The sequence below is a fragment of the Spiroplasma cantharicola genome (genome assembly GCF_001281045.1).
Taxonomy (GTDB): domain Bacteria; phylum Bacillota_I; class Bacilli_A; order Mycoplasmatales; family Mycoplasmataceae; genus Spiroplasma_A; species Spiroplasma_A cantharicola.
Genome location: NZ_CP012622.1, coordinates 957,059 through 976,449, shown reverse-complemented (window position 1 = coordinate 976,449; position 19,391 = coordinate 957,059). Strand labels below are relative to the sequence as shown.

Annotated in this window: 17 protein-coding genes and 1 riboswitch; of the genes, 16 read left to right on the top strand and 1 reads right to left on the bottom strand. The window is 25.7% G+C overall.

All coding sequences use genetic code 4. The features are described from left to right. Positions 1-70: 70 nt before the first annotated feature. From SCANT_RS04250 to phoU, 5 genes are read left to right on the top strand one after another with little or no spacing between them, the layout of a single operon-like run. Positions 71-3,022, top strand: a complete 2,952-nt coding sequence (locus SCANT_RS04250) for an AAA family ATPase (RefSeq protein ID WP_053946482.1) — start codon at positions 71-73, stop codon at positions 3,020-3,022. 24 nt (positions 3,023-3,046) lie between these two features. Beyond that, positions 3,047-4,243: a phosphate ABC transporter substrate-binding protein gene (gene ptsS / locus SCANT_RS04245; RefSeq protein ID WP_053946481.1), complete on the top strand. Its 1,197-nt coding sequence runs from the start codon at positions 3,047-3,049 to the stop codon at positions 4,241-4,243. After that, positions 4,236-6,362, top strand: coding sequence for a phosphate ABC transporter permease PstA (gene pstA / locus SCANT_RS04240; protein ID WP_053946480.1), 2,127 nt, complete (start codon positions 4,236-4,238; stop codon positions 6,360-6,362). Before ptsS ends, pstA begins: the two co-directional genes overlap by 8 nt. Before the next feature lie 4 nt (positions 6,363-6,366). Next, positions 6,367-7,236: a phosphate ABC transporter ATP-binding protein PstB gene (gene pstB, locus SCANT_RS04235; protein ID WP_083434228.1), complete on the top strand. Its 870-nt coding sequence runs from the start codon at positions 6,367-6,369 to the stop codon at positions 7,234-7,236. A 14-nt stretch (positions 7,237-7,250) separates the two neighbouring features. Beyond that, positions 7,251-7,940, top strand: a complete 690-nt coding sequence (gene phoU, locus SCANT_RS04230; protein WP_053946479.1) for a phosphate signaling complex protein PhoU — start codon at positions 7,251-7,253, stop codon at positions 7,938-7,940. Positions 7,941-7,952: 12 nt separating this feature from the next. Here phoU and SCANT_RS04225 read toward each other — a convergent pair whose 3' ends face one another. Next, a complete protein-coding gene (locus SCANT_RS04225; protein ID WP_053946478.1) occupies positions 7,953-8,846 on the bottom strand; it encodes a hypothetical protein in 894 nt (297 codons plus the stop codon). A gap of 78 nt (positions 8,847-8,924) precedes the next feature. Here SCANT_RS04225 and ftsY point away from each other — a divergent pair, with 78 nt between their 5' ends. The 11 genes from ftsY to SCANT_RS04170 all read left to right on the top strand — a co-directional run bounded on the left by ftsY (position 8,925) and on the right by SCANT_RS04170 (position 19,303). Beyond that, positions 8,925-9,932, top strand: a complete 1,008-nt coding sequence (gene ftsY / locus SCANT_RS04220; protein WP_053946477.1) for a signal recognition particle-docking protein FtsY — start codon at positions 8,925-8,927, stop codon at positions 9,930-9,932. After that, a complete protein-coding gene (ylxM, locus tag SCANT_RS04215) occupies positions 9,925-10,248 on the top strand; it encodes a YlxM family DNA-binding protein (RefSeq protein WP_053946476.1) in 324 nt (107 codons plus the stop codon). The genes ftsY and ylxM overlap by 8 nt, the downstream gene beginning before the upstream one ends. Next, complete coding sequence (locus SCANT_RS04210; RefSeq protein WP_053946475.1) at positions 10,248-11,012, top strand: TIGR00282 family metallophosphoesterase; 765 nt, start codon at positions 10,248-10,250, stop codon at positions 11,010-11,012. The genes ylxM and SCANT_RS04210 overlap by 1 nt, the downstream gene beginning before the upstream one ends. A 99-nt stretch (positions 11,013-11,111) precedes the next feature. Continuing rightward, positions 11,112-11,477, top strand: coding sequence for a hypothetical protein (locus SCANT_RS04205; protein WP_053946474.1), 366 nt, complete (start codon positions 11,112-11,114; stop codon positions 11,475-11,477). Between the two features lie 75 nt (positions 11,478-11,552). Continuing rightward, positions 11,553-12,518 carry an alpha/beta fold hydrolase gene (locus SCANT_RS04200; RefSeq protein ID WP_053946473.1) on the top strand — a complete coding sequence of 322 codons (966 nt, stop codon included), beginning with the start codon at positions 11,553-11,555 and terminating at the stop codon, positions 12,516-12,518. Between the two features lie 36 nt (positions 12,519-12,554). Further along, a riboswitch (SAM riboswitch) is annotated at positions 12,555-12,649 on the top strand. Between the two features lie 58 nt (positions 12,650-12,707). Continuing rightward, positions 12,708-13,841: a methionine adenosyltransferase gene (gene metK / locus SCANT_RS04195; protein WP_053946472.1), complete on the top strand. Its 1,134-nt coding sequence runs from the start codon at positions 12,708-12,710 to the stop codon at positions 13,839-13,841. 1 nt (position 13,842) lies between these two features. Further along, positions 13,843-14,505: a copper homeostasis protein CutC gene (locus SCANT_RS04190; RefSeq protein ID WP_053946471.1), complete on the top strand. Its 663-nt coding sequence runs from the start codon at positions 13,843-13,845 to the stop codon at positions 14,503-14,505. Then, positions 14,505-15,794, top strand: coding sequence for a methylenetetrahydrofolate--tRNA-(uracil(54)-C(5))-methyltransferase (FADH(2)-oxidizing) TrmFO (trmFO, locus tag SCANT_RS04185; protein WP_053946470.1), 1,290 nt, complete (start codon positions 14,505-14,507; stop codon positions 15,792-15,794). The genes SCANT_RS04190 and trmFO overlap by 1 nt, the downstream gene beginning before the upstream one ends. A 37-nt stretch (positions 15,795-15,831) precedes the next feature. Further along, positions 15,832-16,539 carry a hypothetical protein gene (locus tag SCANT_RS04180; protein WP_053946469.1) on the top strand — a complete coding sequence of 236 codons (708 nt, stop codon included), beginning with the start codon at positions 15,832-15,834 and terminating at the stop codon, positions 16,537-16,539. 78 nt (positions 16,540-16,617) lie between these two features. Further along, positions 16,618-18,246 carry a biotin/lipoyl-containing protein gene (locus SCANT_RS04175; RefSeq protein ID WP_053946468.1) on the top strand — a complete coding sequence of 543 codons (1,629 nt, stop codon included), beginning with the start codon at positions 16,618-16,620 and terminating at the stop codon, positions 18,244-18,246. A gap of 67 nt (positions 18,247-18,313) precedes the next feature. Continuing rightward, positions 18,314-19,303: a 3'-5' exoribonuclease YhaM family protein gene (locus SCANT_RS04170; RefSeq protein ID WP_144416890.1), complete on the top strand. Its 990-nt coding sequence runs from the start codon at positions 18,314-18,316 to the stop codon at positions 19,301-19,303. Positions 19,304-19,391 lie beyond the last annotated feature (88 nt).

The following is a 19,391-nucleotide window of genomic DNA, read 5'->3' as shown; positions in this document are numbered from 1 at the left end:
AATGCATTAAAATATATATAATGAGTTTGTTATATAGGACGGCTATATACGATTACAAGAGGTAAAAAAAATGATATTCTTAAAAAAAATTGAAGCGTTTGGGTTCAAGTCTTTTGCTGAGCCTACTACTTTAAATTTTGATTTTTCAATGACAGGGATTGTAGGTCCTAATGGTAGCGGTAAGTCTAATATAAATGATGCTATTATGTGAGCTCTTGGAGAACAGTCATATAAATCACTTCGTGGAGATTCAATTGATGATATTGTATTTTCAGGAAGTAGTGAAAAGAAACCATTAAACATGGCAGAAATTACCCTTGTATTCGACAATAGTAATAAAGCGTTCAGTTCATTAGAATATAATGAAGTGTCAATTACAAGAAAATTTTTCAAATTAACAAAAGAATCTGAATATTATATAAATGGTAGCAGAGTTAGATTGAAAGATATTCAAGATGTTGCTTTAGAAACTGGATTAACTAAATCAAGTTTGGCAATTATTTCTCAAGGTTCAATTAGTAACTTTGTTGAATCAAAACCTGAAGATAGAAGAAGACTTTTTGATGAAGCAGCAGGAGTTGCTCGTTATAAAAAAAGAAAAGAAGAGGCTATTAGAAAACTAATAAGGTCACAAGAAAACTTAGATAGATTAAATGACATAATAAATGAAATTGAAAGAAAATTACCAACTTTAAAAAAACAATCAAAAAAAGCAGAGTCTTATAAAGAGTTTTTTGATGAACTTAAAAACATTGAGGTTTCTGTTCTTGTAAATGATATAAAACTTTACAAACAAAAAATTCTTGAAATCAATGAACAAAAAACTGAATTAAAATTACAAATTAGTTCTTTAGAAAAGCAAATAAGTAAAAGAAGTGAAGAATTTAATACTATTGCTAATTCAAATTATGAGAAGGAAAAGGAATTATCAAGTCTTAATAAGGGATTTACTAAAATTGTTGAAAAAATCGGTGAGTTAAAAGTTTCAAGAATTACTTTGGAATCTAAAAAAAATAAAGTTGATATTGATGATAAAGAATTTAAAATCTCTGATTTAAAAAATAAATCAAAGGAATTGGAAATTAGATTAGAAGCTGAAGAGCAAAAACTTTCAAAATTATTAAAAGACAAAGTTGAAAAAAGAGAAAAACTTGATGAAGCAAGTGAAAAACGTTTTAAATTAAATCAAGACTTAGACTCAATTAGAAAACAACTTGCAAAAACTGAATCTAGTTTAGAAACTTTATTAGCAAGAAAAAATTCTTTTGATAATTTATTTGAGGGAGTTAAAAATATTCTTGAAAATAGATCAACTCTATCAGGAATTATGGGAACTGTTCAAGAGTTAATTACTGTAAATAAAAATTATGAAGTTGCACTTTTAACTGCAATTCAAAATGGTTTACAAAATATTGTTGTTAAATCCACAACAGATGTAAAATTATCAATTGATTTCTTGAAAAATAATAAAGCAGGTTATGCAACATTTTTACCACTTGATAATTTAAAACCAAGTTTCATTAATAATGAAACAAGATTTATTATTCAAAAATCAAAAGGGTTTATTGGTTTTGGAAATGAACTTGTAAAAATTGATAAAAAATATCAAGTAGTTCTAGATTATCTTTTATCAAATTATTTAGTTGTTGATGAGTATGAAAATGCAATTGAGCTTTCAAAAATTACAAATCAAAAATTTAATATTGTTACTTTAGATGGTCAAAGAATTTTACCACATGGTGCAATAATTGGAGGAAGTAGAAAAAGTAAAAATGTAGTTTTAAATGATTCAGTTCAAATTCAAGAATATGAAAATAGAAAAATAGAACTTGATGAAAAAGAACTAGCAACTTCAAAAGAGGTAGAAGTCTTAAGTTCTACAATTGAAGTTCTTAGAGAAGAAATTGCAGAAATTCAAACTTCAATTGGAGCTTCAAGAAACTCTTCTCAACTAATTGAAAAAGAAGCAACAGAAGTTAAAGATGAATTTAGAATTATCACTGGTAAAGAACTTGATGGTGGTCAGCAGGAATTTCAATCAATAGATGAACAAATAATTAAAATTATTTCTCAAATATCTGCACAAGAAACTTTAAAAGATGAAATTCAACAGCAAATTAATGTTATTAGATCTCTAAAAGATAAATCAAATGAAAGACAAAATAACTTGAATTCAATAATAAATGAGGATAGAGGTTTATTATCTTCATTAAAAGATAAATACTCAAATTTAAATTCTGACGCAACTTTGATGCAAGAAAAACAAGGAAATGCAACAGCAAGATTAGCACAAAACTATAATTTAACTTTTGAAGCTGCTTTGGAGTTAAATACTAATCTTGTTGAAACAGAAAGTGAAGTTAGAGATAGAATTAACTATTTAAGAAAAGAAATTAATTTATTAGGAAATGTTAATTTAGATTCAATTGATGAATATCAAGAAGAAAATGACAGATATCAAACATATGTTGATCAAACTCAAGATGTTATTGAATCTATAAAAAATTTAAAAGACGCAATTGGTGATATGGATCAACAAATGATAATCCAATTCAAAAAAATAATCAAAGATGTTAATGGAGTATTACCAGATACATTTGCAACATTATTTGGGGGGGGAACTGCGTCTATCATTTATACAAATCCAGATGATATTTTAAACACAGGTATTGATTTAAAAATTGCTCCACCAGGTAAAAAAATTGCAAATCTAAATTTATTAAGTGGTGGAGAAAAATCAATGGTAGCATTATCTGTTTTATTCTCAATCTTAAAAGTGAAACCAATTCCATTAGTTATTCTAGATGAGGTAGAAGCTCCTCTAGATATTGCAAACGTTGAACGTTTTGCAAAATACATTAAAACATTTACTAAGAGTACACAATTTATGATTGTTACTCATAGGATGGGTACAATGGAAAACTGTGACACTTTATTTGGAGCAACAATGGAACAAAAGGGTATTACAAAACTTGTTCAAATTAAGTTAATTGAAGCAAAAAAATTATCAAATACAAATTAGCATAGAAATGCTAGGAGACGAAATATGACAAGAAAAATAAGCATAATATTACTGACTTTTTTATCAGTAATATTATGTCTATGAATATGAAGTGCAGCTGCTCCTAAAAAGGCAATTATTTTAGGTGGAAGCACTAGTGTTAACCCGTTTATGCAAAAACTTACAAAAGAATATTATAATAAATCAGAAAAGGTAGACTTTGTTTATAATTCAACAGGTAGTCAAGCTGGAGTTGGTGGTGTTGAAAAAGATATGTATACAGCAGGTTTCATATCTAAGGATATAAATGATAAAACTTTAACTAAAGGAAATAATTTTTTACAGATATGTGAAAATTCGAATGAATGTGACTTTAATCCAGAAGTTATAAAAGAAATTGAAAAAGGTGAAAAAGATAACTCTTATATAGCATTAGAGTTTGCAATTGATGCAATTGGAGTAATCTATAATCCTCCAACTTATTGAAATCAAAAAATTGAATTAAAGGAAAATAAAGAAATTACTTTAAACGATCTTATGAATTTTGATTTTAAAAAAGAAGATGAAGCAGACAAAGAATTATTGAAAAAAGCTTATAGTGGAAATTATAGTTGAGAAGAATTAGCAACTGAGTTAGTAAATTCACACCAGTGAGAAAATAATAAAGATGCTTATAATGAAATTATAAATTTAATAAATGGTCAATCAAAAACTAAGTTAATAACTTTTACAAGAGAAGATGGTTCTGGAACAAGATCAGCATTTTCTGATTTAACTAAAATAAAAGATATGTCTTCTTCAAATGTTGTTAACTCAAATGGTTCAATGATTGAAAATATGAGTAAAAGTCCAAGTCTAGGTTATGTTTCAAATGGATTCTTGGGTCAATTATCTCAAAGTGGTATTGTAAAATTAGCGGGATTTAATGGTTATAAATTACCAATAGGAATAGACAATGATAATCCTTTAGAATGGTCAGATCAAGATAAAGAATGAAAGAGCTGAGAATCATCATCTTCTGAATCTGTTATTAATGGATTAATTACAGATGAATTTATTAAAACTGTCTATGATTTTAAAAGACCATTTATTGCAATATTTAACTCATACAATAAAAAGTTAGACCAATTAATCGAACTTTTCAATTTCGTGAATAGTAATGATTCAAATGAAGTATTTAAAAGTGAAGGACTTGTGAAAAACATGAAATATAAGTCTTTAGGAGGTACTTCTAATGATTAAGAATAATGTAAAGAGTTTGCCAAAAGCAAAAACCTCTAAAATGGATTTATCAACAAAAATATCAGTTTTTTTTATAACTACAATTGTTTTAGTTATACTAGCAGTCTTGGTTGGATATATATTATATAAATCTGTTCCTGTATTTAAAGAATTTTCATTTTTTAAATTCTTATTTTCTGGGATGTGAGCACCAGCAAGAGATGGTGAAGATGGGTCGTATGGATTAGGTAAAATAATATTATCAACGTTAATGATGTTATTTTTAACGTTACTTTTTGCAATACCATTAACAATTTTTAGTTCACTCTTTATTACTGAGTATTTAAAAAATAGAACTAAAAAGTTTGTAATAACTATGATTCAACTATTAGCTGGAATACCATCGGTTGTTTTTGGACTATTTGCTTTAGATCAAATTGGACCAATTTTTGTTGCAATGGGTGCACCTACAAGTGGGAATATGATGACAGCAAGTTTTACATTAGCATTTATGGCTTTGCCAACAATGATAAGTTTATCTGTTAATGCAATTGAATCAGTGCCTGAGGGACATAGATTTGCTTCATTAGGTTTAGGAATGACAAAAGAAAAAACTACTTTTGGTGTAGTTTTAGTTGCAGCAATGCCTAAAATTATTACAGCAATTATTACAGGTGTTGCTAGAATAATTGGTGAAACGATGGCTGTTATTTTAATAGCTGGGAATTCAACAAAAGGATTAAACACTGGTGATGGTTTCTTTGGATTTATTTTTTCTTCAATTAGAACATTAGCAGGAACAATTGGTTTAGAAATGTTAGAAAATCATGGAACAACTCATGAGTCAGCACTTTATGCAATTGGTATGGTTTTATTTGTAATAGTTATCTTTATAAATTTATTAATAATTGCTGTAGGAAATATTAATAATAAAAAGACAAAATCAATTAAAAATTTAAAACATAAAAAGACAAAATCAATTAAAAATAACTATCGTTATGATAATCATAATTTAAATATTCTTGTGCATACTTACACTGAAAAAAGATTTGCAAAAAAAGTAAATAGTTTTATTCTAAATTTCTTTATGATATCTTCAACTGCAATAATTGTTGGATTTACCAGCTGAATTTTATTGACAGTTATGATTAAGGGAATTGGTGGTTTTGATTCAGCAGCTTTTGTTGAAATTGAAGGACAAAGAAGTGGAATCTTTGCTTTATTATTTACAACTATACTATTAGTTTTAGCAACAATAATATTTGCAATACCATTAGCTCTAATAGTGGCAATATATTTAGCTGAGTATGCTCATAAAGATAGCAAGTTTGCAAAAGTAATAAGGTTTTCAATAAACGTTCTTGCCTCTACACCAAGTATTGTTTTTGGGGTATTTGGATTAAGTTTATTTGTTGTTGGTATGGGAATACCAATGTCAATATTTGCAGCAAGTTTAACTATGACAATTGTTATTTTGCCATCAATGATAACAAACTTTGAAGATTCAATTACTGGTGTGCCATTACTTTATAAAGAGGCTGCTTATGGTATGGGAATGACAAAGACAGGAGTTCTTTTAAAAGTAATTATACCCAATTCAACAAAGGGACTTGTTACAGCAACTATTTTAGCTGTAGCAAGAATTATTGGAGAATCAGCGCCTGTTTATTTAACATTAGGAACTGCTGTAAGAATGCCTTCAGAGGGATTCTTCTCATCAGGAGCAACATTAACAACTCAAATTTACATGATGGCATCTGAAGGAAATGATCCTCATACTTTGGGAGTAGCTTATCAAATAGCTCTAGTAACAATATTCTTAGTTTTAGGATTGAATTTTTTAAGTAAATATATTGGATTTAAGTTAAATCCAATTAATAAAAAAATTTCAATAAAAATGCGATTCAAATTATTTATTGGAATGTTTACTTGAACAAGCATTAAAAAGGTTTCTTTAAAAACAAAAAAAGATACAATATCCTTGTATAAGAAATGAATAAATTTCTTTAATTTTAAAAGGATGAAAATATATATTAAAAATGCTAAAACTCGAAATAAAGTTATAAAAACAATTAAGAGTGAGTCCAAATTAAAATCCAAAAGTAAAAATAAGACAGAAATAAAAGAGAGTGAGAATTAAAAAGATGGCTTCAGATAAAATCATAGAAAATGAAAATTTGGAAAAAGAAGATTTAGAAATCTTATCAGAGGAAAAAATATTTCAAAAACCTAAAAAAGTTCCAATAAAGCAAAGACAAAATGTAATAGAAATTGAAGGATTTAATTTCTATTACAATTCTGGTTCAAAGCAAGCTTTATTTGATATAAATATGGCAATTAAAGAAAATACAGTTACTGCATTTATTGGACCTTCTGGATGTGGAAAATCTACATTATTGAGATCAATCAATCGAATGAATGACCTTGTAGATAATATTGCAGTAGATGGAAAAATTGTAGTTCACTCTAAAGATATATATGAAAAAGGGATGGATGTTGTTAAGTTAAGAACTGAAGTTGGTATGGTATTTCAAAAAGCAAATCCATTCCCTATGTCAATTTATGACAATGTCGCATTTGGTCCTAGAAATCAAGGAATTTCAGATAAAAATATTTTAAATCAAATTGTTGAAGACTCATTGAAAAAAGCAGCTTTATGAGATGATGTAAAGGATTATTTAAAAGATTCAGCACTGGGATTAAGTGGTGGTCAACAGCAAAGATTATGTATTGCAAGAGCGATAGCAATGAGACCAAAAATTTTATTAATGGATGAACCAACAAGTGCATTAGATCCGATTGCAACGCTAAAAGTTGAAGAACTTATACTAAAATTGAAAAATGAATATACAATAGTAATAGTAACACATTCAATGGCACAAGCCACAAGGGTGAGCGATTATACAGCGTTCTTCTTACATGGTGAATTAATTGAATATGATAGAACAAAAAAAATATTTACAAATCCAAAAGATCAAAAAACAGAAGATTATATTTCAGGAAGATTTGGATAGGGAGGGAAATTTAAATGTCATATAACAAAATACTTGATAGTGATATCAAAACTATTAAACGTGAATTAATAAGATTAGTAGAGGCTACAAAATCTCAGTATGCAAATACTTTTGAATCTTTAAAATCACAAAATCTTGAATTAGCACAAGAGGTAGTTAATGGTGATATTAAAATAAATGATTTACAAAATAGTTTCACAAAAATGGCTTTATGAAAAATTGCAAAACAACAAATGGTAGCTGGTGATTTAAGATTAGCAGTTGGAGGAGTTTTAATTAGTCGTGAAATTGAAAGAATTGCTGACGTTGCTAAACATATTTGTGCCTTTACTATTAAATATAATCCCCAACCAATTGAAATCGAATATATTTCAAAAATGTTTGATTTAGTTAATAAAATGCTAAATATAATATCTGTTTTAATTGACAATTATGACAATGATCAACATCAAAAAGTTTTAAAAGCTGAAGAACAATTGAGCATTGAATTTTCTAATCTTTCAAATATTCTAGCGACTAGAATATCAGATTCTAAAAATGCAACTGAATCTAGAAAAATAATAACAATTGTGAGACAGTTGAAAAACTTAGAAAGAGCTGGAGAGTGCTTAATTAATATTGAAGAGACATTGCAATTTATTAGAACTGGTAAATTTGAAGAACTTCAAGAATCAATGATTAATAATTTAACTACTAAGAAATAATAAAAGGAACTTTTAAAAAGTTCCTTTTATTATTTCTAATGTTATTAATTTGCCATAGTTAAAATACTTTTTTGAAAGTGAAAAAGTTATTTGTTTTTCATCTTTTGACTCAATTTTAAATATGTTATTATAATCTGTTATTTCTTCATTAAAAAATGAATATTTTTTAATTCAATTAAATATCTCTTTATTCATTAATTTTTTATCTGAATAATAGGTAATATATTTATCACTTTTTTTAACTCCTATATTTGAAGCATCTCTCATTATTCTAAAATCTAAATTTGTATTATTCAAAAAATTAGCTTTTATAATGTCATTTTTTTGGTTCTTCACTTCTTCAAAATCTAGAAACTCTCAAAATTCATTTACACTTTTTAAGAATATATTAGAAGAAATATATCTATCAAATAATCTTTTAAATTTATTTTTCAAAAGATCTTCCAATTCAATTTGAATATACTTACTTTTATTTATAATCAAAGGATTAGCAAATAAATAATTATTCAAAATATAGACTGCATCATTAATTTTGTCATAATTAAACAAAACAAGATTGAATTTTATAATAATCTTTTCATTTAAAATATTAGAATTTTGCTTATCTTTAAATAATATATTTAATTCTCCATCTTCTTGATTTAAAATTTCATAATCAATTTTTTTATATAAATTAATTCCAAATTCATTGATAGAAAATGCTTCCTTTAATATTTTTTCAATTTGTTTATTTGATAATTTGTCTACGCTCTTTTCTTTTTCTACTTTTAAATAAAGAAAATCATCTAAACTAGTTAAAAACTTTGAATATTTATTAATATTCTTATTTTCATCTTTCAATACAACACTAACACCAGTAGAAACAGTCAAACCTAATGAAAGTCAAACTGATAACATCTTTTTCATAATATCCCCTCACACATTAATATATGTATAATATATTAAATTTATTATACAATTAATATTGAGAAATGAGGAATTTTTATGGGATTTTGGAGCAATTTAAAAGAGCGTAGGGAAATTAAAAAACAGCAAAAGGAAATCAAAAAAGAACAAAAAAAACATAAAAAAGAGCACAAAAAGACTTTAACATTTTCAACTGATATTAAAAAATTAAGTAAACGTTATAAAGAACCAAATAACGAATTTTTTGAAGACTTAGAAAATATTTTAATTAGAACTGATATGGGAATGAAAATGGTTTTAGAAATATCAAATAGAGTTAGAAAAAAAGCAAAAGCAAAACATTCTTTTGATCAAATAAAAGAAATCCTTGTTGAAGAAATCTATGAAACATATAATAGTGGTCGTAAATATAATGATAAATTAAACTATAAAGATGGTAGATTAAATATCTTTATAATGGTTGGGGTTAATGGTGTTGGAAAAACAACAAGTATTGCTAAAATTGCAAACTATTATTCTAACATGGATAAAAAAGTTCTAATTGCAGCAGCAGATACATTTAGAGCAGGAGCAGTTGAACAACTTCAAGAGTGATGTGATAAAAGACTTAAAAATGTTGATTTAATAAAATCTGTAAATAATTCTAAAGACCCTGCAAGTGTTGTTTTTGATGGTATTAAAAAAGCAATGGAAGATAAATATGATTTATTATTAATTGATACAGCTGGAAGACTTCAAAATAAAGAACACTTAATGAAAGAGTTAGAAAAAATGACAAAAATTATTCAGAAAAGTGTTTCAGATGGTCCACATGAAAGATTATTAGTTATTGATGCACAAACTGGTCAAAATGGTATTAGTCAAGCAAAAGCATTCTCAGAAACAACAAATGTTTCTGGGATAGTTCTTACAAAAATGGATGGAACAAGTAAGGGTGGAATTGCTTTAGCTATCAAAGATATTTTAAATATTCCTGTTAAATTAATTGGAACAGGTGAAACTGTCAATGATATAGAAGAATTTGATGTAGATAATTATATTTGAGAGTTGACATCTGATTTTATGGAAGAAAATATAAATGATTAATCAAGATATACAAAAAACTGCTAATTTAGCTGAACTTTATGATTACTATAAAAATTTATTAACTGAAAAGCAAGGACACTATTTTGAACTATATTTTTTTGAAGACTTAACGTTGCAAGAAATTGCTGAAGAATTTGGAGTTTCAAGAAATGCAATTTATGATAGTATTAACAAAACTTCTTTACTACTAAATGATTTAGAAAAAAAGTTAAATTTAAAATCTAAAAATAATAAGCTTAAAGAAATTTTGGATAAAGCAAAAATTGATAAAATTTCAAAAGCAGATTTAATTATAGAATTGGAGAAAACTTTATAATGAATTTTTTAATGATAGGAGATGTATATTCAAAATCTGGAAGAGATGTTTTAGAAAAACAACTTAGTTCAATTGTTGAAAAAAATCAAATTGACTTTATTATTGTTAATGGTGAAAATATTAGTCATGGTAAAGGCATAAATAAAAATCATTATGATTTTCTTAAAAAATTAGGAGTAAATGTAATAACTAGTGGAAATCACATTTTTAAAGTAAAAGAGACTTTTGAATTTATTGATAGTGTAGATGATCTTTTAAGACCAGCAAATATGAATTCTTTTAATCTTGGTATTGGAACAAATCAATATAATTTTGGAAAAATTAAAATTAGAGTCACTAATATGATGGGTAAAAGTTTTATGGAACATGTAAATAATCCATATGAAGTTATGGATAAAATAATTAAAGAAAATACAGCTGATGTACATATTGTAGATTTTCATGCTGAAGCAAGTGCTGAAAAATTAGCATTTGCTTGAAATTATGATGGAATTTTAACAGCAGTACTTGGCACACACACACATGTTCAAACAGCAGATGAAAGGATTTTACCTAAGGGAACTGCGTTTATAACTGATGTTGGAATGACAGGGCCCATTGATTCTATAATTGGAGCAAATCCAGAAGAAGTTATTTTTAAAGAAAAAACAGGTTTGCCAACAAAGTTTTCTCCCTCAGAAAACCCTGGACTTCTTTGTGGAGTAATAATAAAATTAAACTCTAAAAATAAAGCAAAATCAATTAAAAGAATACAATTGAAATAATTTTTTCTTTTTTAAGAAAGGTATTGAGCTTGAAAATATTTTGTATTTTAAATTGTGTATAATAAAAATATAAAATATTTATTCTTAAGGGAGAAAATTATGAAAAGACAGGACAGACTTAGAAATTTACGTGAATGCCTATTTGCTTTAGATAACGAAGTAAAAAGTGTTTGTGATAGTATTCAATTTAGACTAAAATCATTTCAAAAATATAATGAAACTTATAAGAGAGTTTTAAGTGAAGTTGAAGTAGAACTTAAAAATGAAATGTATGGTCGTTCAACAGTTTATAATTTTGAAACAATGAGAATTAATTTAGAGCAAGATGCAGGTAATGTCGTATATGAAGCAATTAATATTATGGATAATAGTGATTTTTTAATTAAAAAACAAAATGTTATTTATGCTTTTTGATTTATGGGTCAATTTGATGTTTATGCACTAGAATTATCACATCAAGACTAAAAAATTTATAAAAAGGAATTTATAAAAAGTACTTATTTTAAGTGCTTTTTATTTATAATTAAAAAAGGTGATTTTATGGAAATTTGAGTGGCAGTTTGAAACTTACTTAGCATAATTATTTATATTATGTTAGGAACCTTTCTCTTTATTTTTCTTTTAGCTTTAAGCGCAAGAATAATTAAATTTAATAAAATTAAATTTAAATCTACTCCAATTGTTAAAAGTGAACTTATAAAGAAAAAAATGTTTAAAACTAGTTCAGGCTATGAGCTAAGATGATTTGGAGAAATAGATCCTAAAAGTGAGTATATTATTATTGGAGTTCATGATATCTATAGAAATAGAAAAGATTTTGATAAGTTAGAGAATTGATTAAGAAAAAACCAAAAAAATAAGTATTCTCTGGTTTCTTTTGACCAAAGAAATTGTGGAGAAAATGAAATAAATAGCCATTTTAGTTTTGGTGCAACAATTGCTGATCTAAATGAAATTATCGATGTCATTAGTGAAGCAAATCCAAGTTCTAAAATAGTTCTTTTAGGAGAAGGTTTTGGAGGTACTATTTGTTCATTTTTTTCAAAAAACAAAAAGGTATATAAAATAATTTCTTCATCATTAAGATTAAATAATCCTTATAAAAAAAGTTTTGGTTTTTATATAAAACTTTGATGGGGGACACTTTTTAAAGCAGAAAGTAAATTGATTGTTCCAATAAATGGGTTAGACTTTACTGATGAAAAGGAGTATGCCAAAAAATTAGAAGATGAAAATATAACCAAAAACTTATGGAGTGTTAGAGAGTATTATTTATGAAAAAGAATTAATAGAAAAGCCATTAAAAATATTAATGACAGTGAAATAGAAATTGTATTATTTCTTTCAAACAACGATTTTTATTGTGACCCAAAAAAAATTGCTAAATATTTATCAAGATTAGATAAAAATAAATATATTTTAGAGAAAATAAAAGAAAAAAAACATTACTTATTAAATACTAAAAAATCAGAAGAAGTATTTGAATTAATTGTAAAAAATATATAAAAATTTGTTATTATTACTTTGTAAAACTTAAAATTATTCTTATTTAGAACTACTGAGAGAAAACAACTCAATGAGGTAGTAGCAACCTATTAAATTAGGTGCTGAAATTAAGGGGAAACCAACGATGAGATTTATTAGACTTCTCTTTTGTTGGAGAAGTTTTCATTTTTTAAAAGGAGAAAATAAAATATGAAAAAATTATTTACTAGTGAATCTGTTTCAGAGGGACATCCAGATAAAATTTGTGATCAAATAAGTGACGCAATACTTGATGAATGTTTAAAACAAGATTCAAATTCAAAAGTTGCTTGTGAAACTTTTGTAACAGAAAATTATTTATTAATAGGTGGGGAAATAACCACAAAAGCAGTTGTTGATTATGCTGGCATTGCAAAATGAGTTTTAAAAAGAGTAGGTTATAAAGATGCTGCAACAGGTATTGATCCAGAAAAATGTGAGATTGTAATTAAAATTAACACACAATCTCCAGATATTGCAATGGGTGTTGAAAAAAAAGAAATGGGTGCAGGAGACCAAGGAATAATGTTTGGTTATGCAAATAGTGAGACTCAAACATATATGCCTTATTCAATTCAAATAGCTCATGATTTAGTTCACATCGCTTCAAAATTGCGTAAAAATGGTGCTTTTAAATGAGCTCAACCTGATATGAAATCACAAGTAACTATAGATTATACAAATGAAAAAAATCCAAGAATTGATACAATTTTAATGTCAATTCAGCATGATGAAAATTATAATCAAGAGCTTTTTGAAAAATTTATAAAAAGTAATATTATGGATGTAATTGCAAAAAGATATGGATTAAATACAGACTTTAAAGTTTTAATTAATCCAACAGGAAGATTTGTTATTGGAGGACCAAAAGGTGATACTGGTCTTACTGGAAGAAAGATAATTGTTGATACTTATGGAGGATATTCTCGCCATGGTGGAGGAGCTTTTTCTGGAAAAGATCCAAGTAAAGTAGATAGAAGTGCAGCTTATATGTGCCGATATGCAGCTAAAAATATTGTCGCTGCAAAATTGGCAGATAAAGTTGAAATTCAAGTAAGTTATGCGATTGGAAAACCTGACCCAATTTCTATATTGATTGAAACTTTTGGAACAAATAAAGTATCTATGGATATTCTTTATAAGGCTCTAAATGAAAATTTTGATTTTAAAGTTAGTTCAATTATAAAAACCCTAAATTTACAATCACCAGTATATTTCAGAACAAGTAAATATGGGCATTTTGGAAAAAAAGAATTTAGTTGAGAAAAGTTAGATAAAATAAGAGTGTTGGAGGAATATTTATAAGATGTTACTAGAAGTAATTGCAAAGGATTTTAAAGATATAAGAATTATAAACAATTCTAATGCTAATAGAATTGAATTTTGTGAGGATCTAAAAGTTGGTGGATTAACACCAGCTTTAGAAGATATTAAATATGCTTGTGATTTATCAAAGTTACCAATAAATATTATTGTTAGAAATACATCAAGAGATTTTTTTTATACTGATAAAGAAAAAAAAGATATGATAGAACAAATTAAATTTATTAAAACAACTAAAGCAAATGGAATAGTTATAGGTGCTTTAAATAAAGACCTTACAATTGATGTTGATTTTTTAAACGAAGTTATTAAACATAAAGGAAACTTAGAAATAACTTTTCATAAAGCTTTTGATGAAGTAAAAGACTTTATAGAAGCATTTAAAATTTTAGATAAATTAGGTATAACAAATGTTTTAACAAGTGGTGGAAAAGATATTAAAAAGGGTAAAAAAGTTATAAAAAAACTTGCTACTCTTAACTTAAATACTAAAATATTAATTGGTGGAGGAGTTAATCAAAAAAATTTTTCTAGTCTAAAAAAAATATCAAAAAATATTCATGTGGGATCATGTGTAAGAAATAATCAAAGTTGAGATGAAAGTGTTAATGATAAAAGAATAAATGAGTTATTGGAGACAAATTAATGAAAGTTAATATAATTGGAGCTGGTTTAGCTGGTTGTGAAGCTGCTTGACAACTAGCAGAAAATGGAATTAATGTTCACTTATATGAAAAGAAAAAAATTCAAAAAAATGAAATTCAAACTTTAGAAACTTTTGCTGAGTTAGTTTGTTCAAATACTTTCAGAAGTCTTTCAACTCAAAATGCTGTTGGAATTTTAAAAAAGGAATTAGAGCTTTTGAATTCTTTTATTTTAGATTGTGCTTTTAAAACTCAAATTCCTTCTGATGATGCACTTGCAGTTGATAGAACTGCTTTTTCAAATTTAGTTGATGAAAGAATTAGAAATCATAAAAATATCAAAGTATTTGAAGAAGAGTTTTTGAACTTAAATACACAAGAAATAATTTTAATAGCCAGTGGTCCTTTATGTTCAAAGGAATTTAAAATTGAGTTGGAAAAATTACTTGGTAAACAAAAATTATTTTATTTAGATGCATCTGCTCCTATAATTGAAAAAGAATCAATAGACTTTTCAAAAGTTTATTATAAGTCAAGATATAAGAATGATAATAGTTATATTTGCATTCCGCTAAATGAGCAACAATTTGATATTTTTCATAATAAATTAATAAATGCAAAAACAGTGGAACTTAAAGATTTTGAACAAGAAATTTTCTTTAGGGGCTGCCAACCAATAGAACAATTGGCAAAAACTTCAAAAAAAATATTATTAAAATCAGCAATGTCACCAAATGGATTGGAAGATATTCATGGTTTTAAGCCTTATTCAGCTGTTCAATTAAGAAGAGATGATGCAATGGATAATTTGTATAATATGGTAGGTTTTCAAACAAATATTGCTTGAAAGGAACAAAAAGAGATTTTTTCAACACTTCCAGGACTTGAAAAAGCTGTTTTTAGAAGATTTGGAGTTATGCATAAAAATAGCTTTATAAATTCACCTAAAATACTTAATAATAAATTACAAATGATGAGAAAAAAGAATATTTTTTTTGCAGGCCAAATTACAGGAGTAGAAGGTTATATTGAGTCTTTTGCTTCGGGTTTAGTTGCAAGCAGAGGAATTATTAGTTTTATTAATGAAAGTAAATTTATACCCTTTCCAGAAGATACTGTTTTGGGAAGTTTAATAAACTATATTACAAATTCCAATCACAAAAAATTAAAACCAATGAAATCGAATATGGGTTTAATTAAGGTTGACCCAACTCTAAGTTTTTCTTCAAAAGAAGAAAAATATTTTTATATATATAAAAATTCTTTAGATAAAATAAAAGACTTTATTTAGTTTAAATTATAAAATGATGTAAATGGAGGTTTTTTATTTGTATAGAGATAAGCGAGTATGAGCTGAAATTGGTTCAAGATTAGTATCGAGTCTTTCGTATTATAATGATTTTAAAATATCAGAAGAAGAAATTTTTGAACTAATTGCAAATGGTGAGTATCTTTTAGATGATTCAGAAGAAATCTATGGAAAAAATCTAATCAATTTATTAAAAATTTGAGAAATTATTAGAACTAAAATAATTGAAACTAAGGATAATTTTATAAAAACTGCACATCATAAATGAGCATTTAATTGATCTGATTATAGAGAAATTTACTTACTTTTAGATGAAAAGAATGAAAACGGCAATATTTTTGAAAATGAAAAATTTATCAATGAGAAAAGTGAAGAAATGACTAAATTTTTTGAAAACTGTTTAATTGAAGAATCTAGTTTAGAGTCAATTTTAGAAGATATTTTAATTTCATATATTTATTTAGCAATTCATAATTCACTAGGTATAATAACTTCAATTTTTATGTATCTAATAATAAATGCAATGCTTTTATACAAGGAATTTGGTCCAATTTTAGCAACATATAGAGGTGAAGTAACTAATATTTGAGATTTAGTAAAAAGATTAACAATTCAATGTCGCAATTTACCAATTAAAAGTTATATTACAACCCCATTATTTAGTGTATGTCTTAGAAGAATTATCGATTTATCTGAGAATAATAAGTTATTCTTTGAGTCAATATAAAAAACTTCAATAGTTGATTAAAGTAGTGTAAAATATTAATATAGTGTTTTATTAGCACTTTAACTAAAGGGGTTCTTTATGGAAAAAATAAAATTTAAGAATGTCAAGAAATATAAGGGTATTGTAGAACAAGTATTAGTTAAAGAAGGCCAACCAGTCAAAAAAAATGAAATATTAGCAACAATTTCAACACAACTTGAAAAATTTGATATACGTTCTACAACAGATGGAGTAATTAGAAACATTTATGTAATTGAATCATTAATTGTTTCGCATGGAGATACTTTATTTGATATATTCTCTTATAAAGAAATGAAAAATTTATTGAAAAAACCATCAAATATGAATGAAACATTAAAAGATGGATTAAGCGAATTTGGGTACTTAGAAAAGTTAATAAGTGAGCCAGATGAACCAGAAGAAGAAATTAAAGAAGTAAAATCAAAAAAAGACAAAAAGACAAAAACTGCAACTGAAGAAGAATTAGAAATTCTTAATGATTTTGAAAATAAAAAGTACTTAATTGATGAAGTTATAGATACTGACTATCAAATTGAAGAAGAATTTACAGAAGATCCTATCGCAGATGCAAAAATAGATATTGCTCCTGTTAAAACAATAACAAGAGAAACTTCTACTTTTGATTTAAGAGAAAGTCCAGTTATTGTTTCTGAAACAATAACAAAAAAAGTTATCTATGAAAATTCTGATAATTTTAAAGATGATGATATGTTTTCAGATGACATTTCAACAGTTTCTCAATCTGAAATTTTAGAAGAAATTTCAAGAAGTAATTCACAAAAAAATGTTATTAAAGTTGAGAAAGAAGTAAAAGAAAAAAAACAAAATATTATAAAAGAAGAAAATAAAGTTGAAGAGTCTAACTCTGTTTTATTAAAAGAATTAGACTACGAAAGATTCCAAAAGGTTCTAAAAAATAATGAAAAATTATCTAATAAAGTTAAAGAATTAGAAAAAACAGTTTCATCATTTATAGAAGAAAGTAAAGAAAACAATGATAAAAAAATTAATTCATTAACAAAAAAAATAGAGGAAAAGTCAAAAACTATTGAATCTAAATTAAAAGAAGTTGAATTAATGTCTTCAGAAAATAGTAAACTTGTATCAAAAACAATAGAAAAAAAAGTTATTGTAGATAAAACAGATATTGGTAGCTTTTCATTTAAATTGGATATAACTGCTTTAATAAGTTTACAAACATTAATGATTGAACCTTCAAAAGAAGAAAATATTGATTTAGAACTTAATGCCTTTTATGTTAAAGCATTAAAAAGAGCTTTAACTAAATTTGAAGAATTAGATTCAAATCACTCACTTGTAAGATTAGTAAAAACTGATGGTTATTCAGTAAAAGATACTGTTGTTAAAGTTAGCGATGATTTAAGCATTTTAGATATTTCAAAAGAAATACATAAAAATAATCTAGTTAAAGATAAAGAAGTTAAAGTTGCAATATATGATATTTCAAACTTTGGATTGGATAATGCTAATTTTGGCCTAAATAAAAATTCAATCTTGTCAATTTATATCTCATCAATCTCAAGTTCGTTTAAAGATGATGGTAGTTTAACAAATTATGTAAAAATAAATTTTGCATTTAATCAAAATAGTTTGGAACCTGAAGATGCAATAATGTTTGGAAAAGAATTTATAAGTATTTTAAAAAATCCGGGTTTCTTAATTTAATAATAAAATAAGCACTAAACAATAGTGTTTTTTTGTTAAAATTAGAATATCTTTGAGGAGTATAAAAATGATTAATGAAATTAATGCAGATAGTAAAATAGTTACTTTAATAGCTAGAATAGAAAAAGCAATTTTATCAACAGGGAATAATGGAGCTAATTACTTAATTTTAAATTTAGTTGATATGACTGGAAGAATCGAAGCAAGACTTTGAAATTCTACTGAAAAAGATCTAGATGAATTAAAAACAGGCTTAATTGTAAAAATAGAGGCTGTTACAAATGTTTATAGACAACAATTACAATTAAAAGTTAATTCATATGAAATTATTAATGAAGGTGATTATCAAAAGCATAGTATAAATGAAGAAATGTTTAGTATTAGTGCTCCAATTAATGTTAAGACTAATTATGTTAAATTAGTTGACTTTATAAACAGTCTTGAAAATAAAACTTATAAAACAATAACTTTGGAAATTTTAAAACAATACGAAGTTGAATTTAAAACATTTCCAGCTGCTGTAAGTATTCATCATAATGTAGTTGGTGGTTTATTCTGACATAGTTTTTCTTTATTAATGGGTGCAAAAGCACTAAGAGAGGTTTATAAATATGCAGATATTGACTGAGAATTAGTATATTGTGGCACAATTCTTCATGATATAGGAAAAGTACTTGAAATGGCAGGTAAGAATGCTTCAGAATATACTGATCAAGGTAAACTATTAGGTCATATCTCGATAGGTAATACATTTGTCTCAAACAAGGCAATACAACTGGGTTTACAAGACAATGAAGATGTATTAAAGCTACAACATGCAATATTAGCAAGTCATGGTAAAAATGAGTATGGTTCACCTGTAGAACCTTTATTAATTGAAGCAGTTATTATTTCTTCTTTAGATTCATTAGATGCAAGAATTTATAAAATTAATGATGAACTATCCAAAGTAGAAGAGGGAGCTTGAACTTCAAGAATTCTTTCTGAAGATGGTAGAAGCTATTTAAATCATATTAAGAAAAGAAATAAAAGTAAATCTTCAAAAATAAAAACATAATCTAAAGATTATGTTTTTATTTTTTAAATATTACTAAAGAAATATTATAAATTTGTTATTTTGTTAAACTTTATTTTTTTAATTTAAA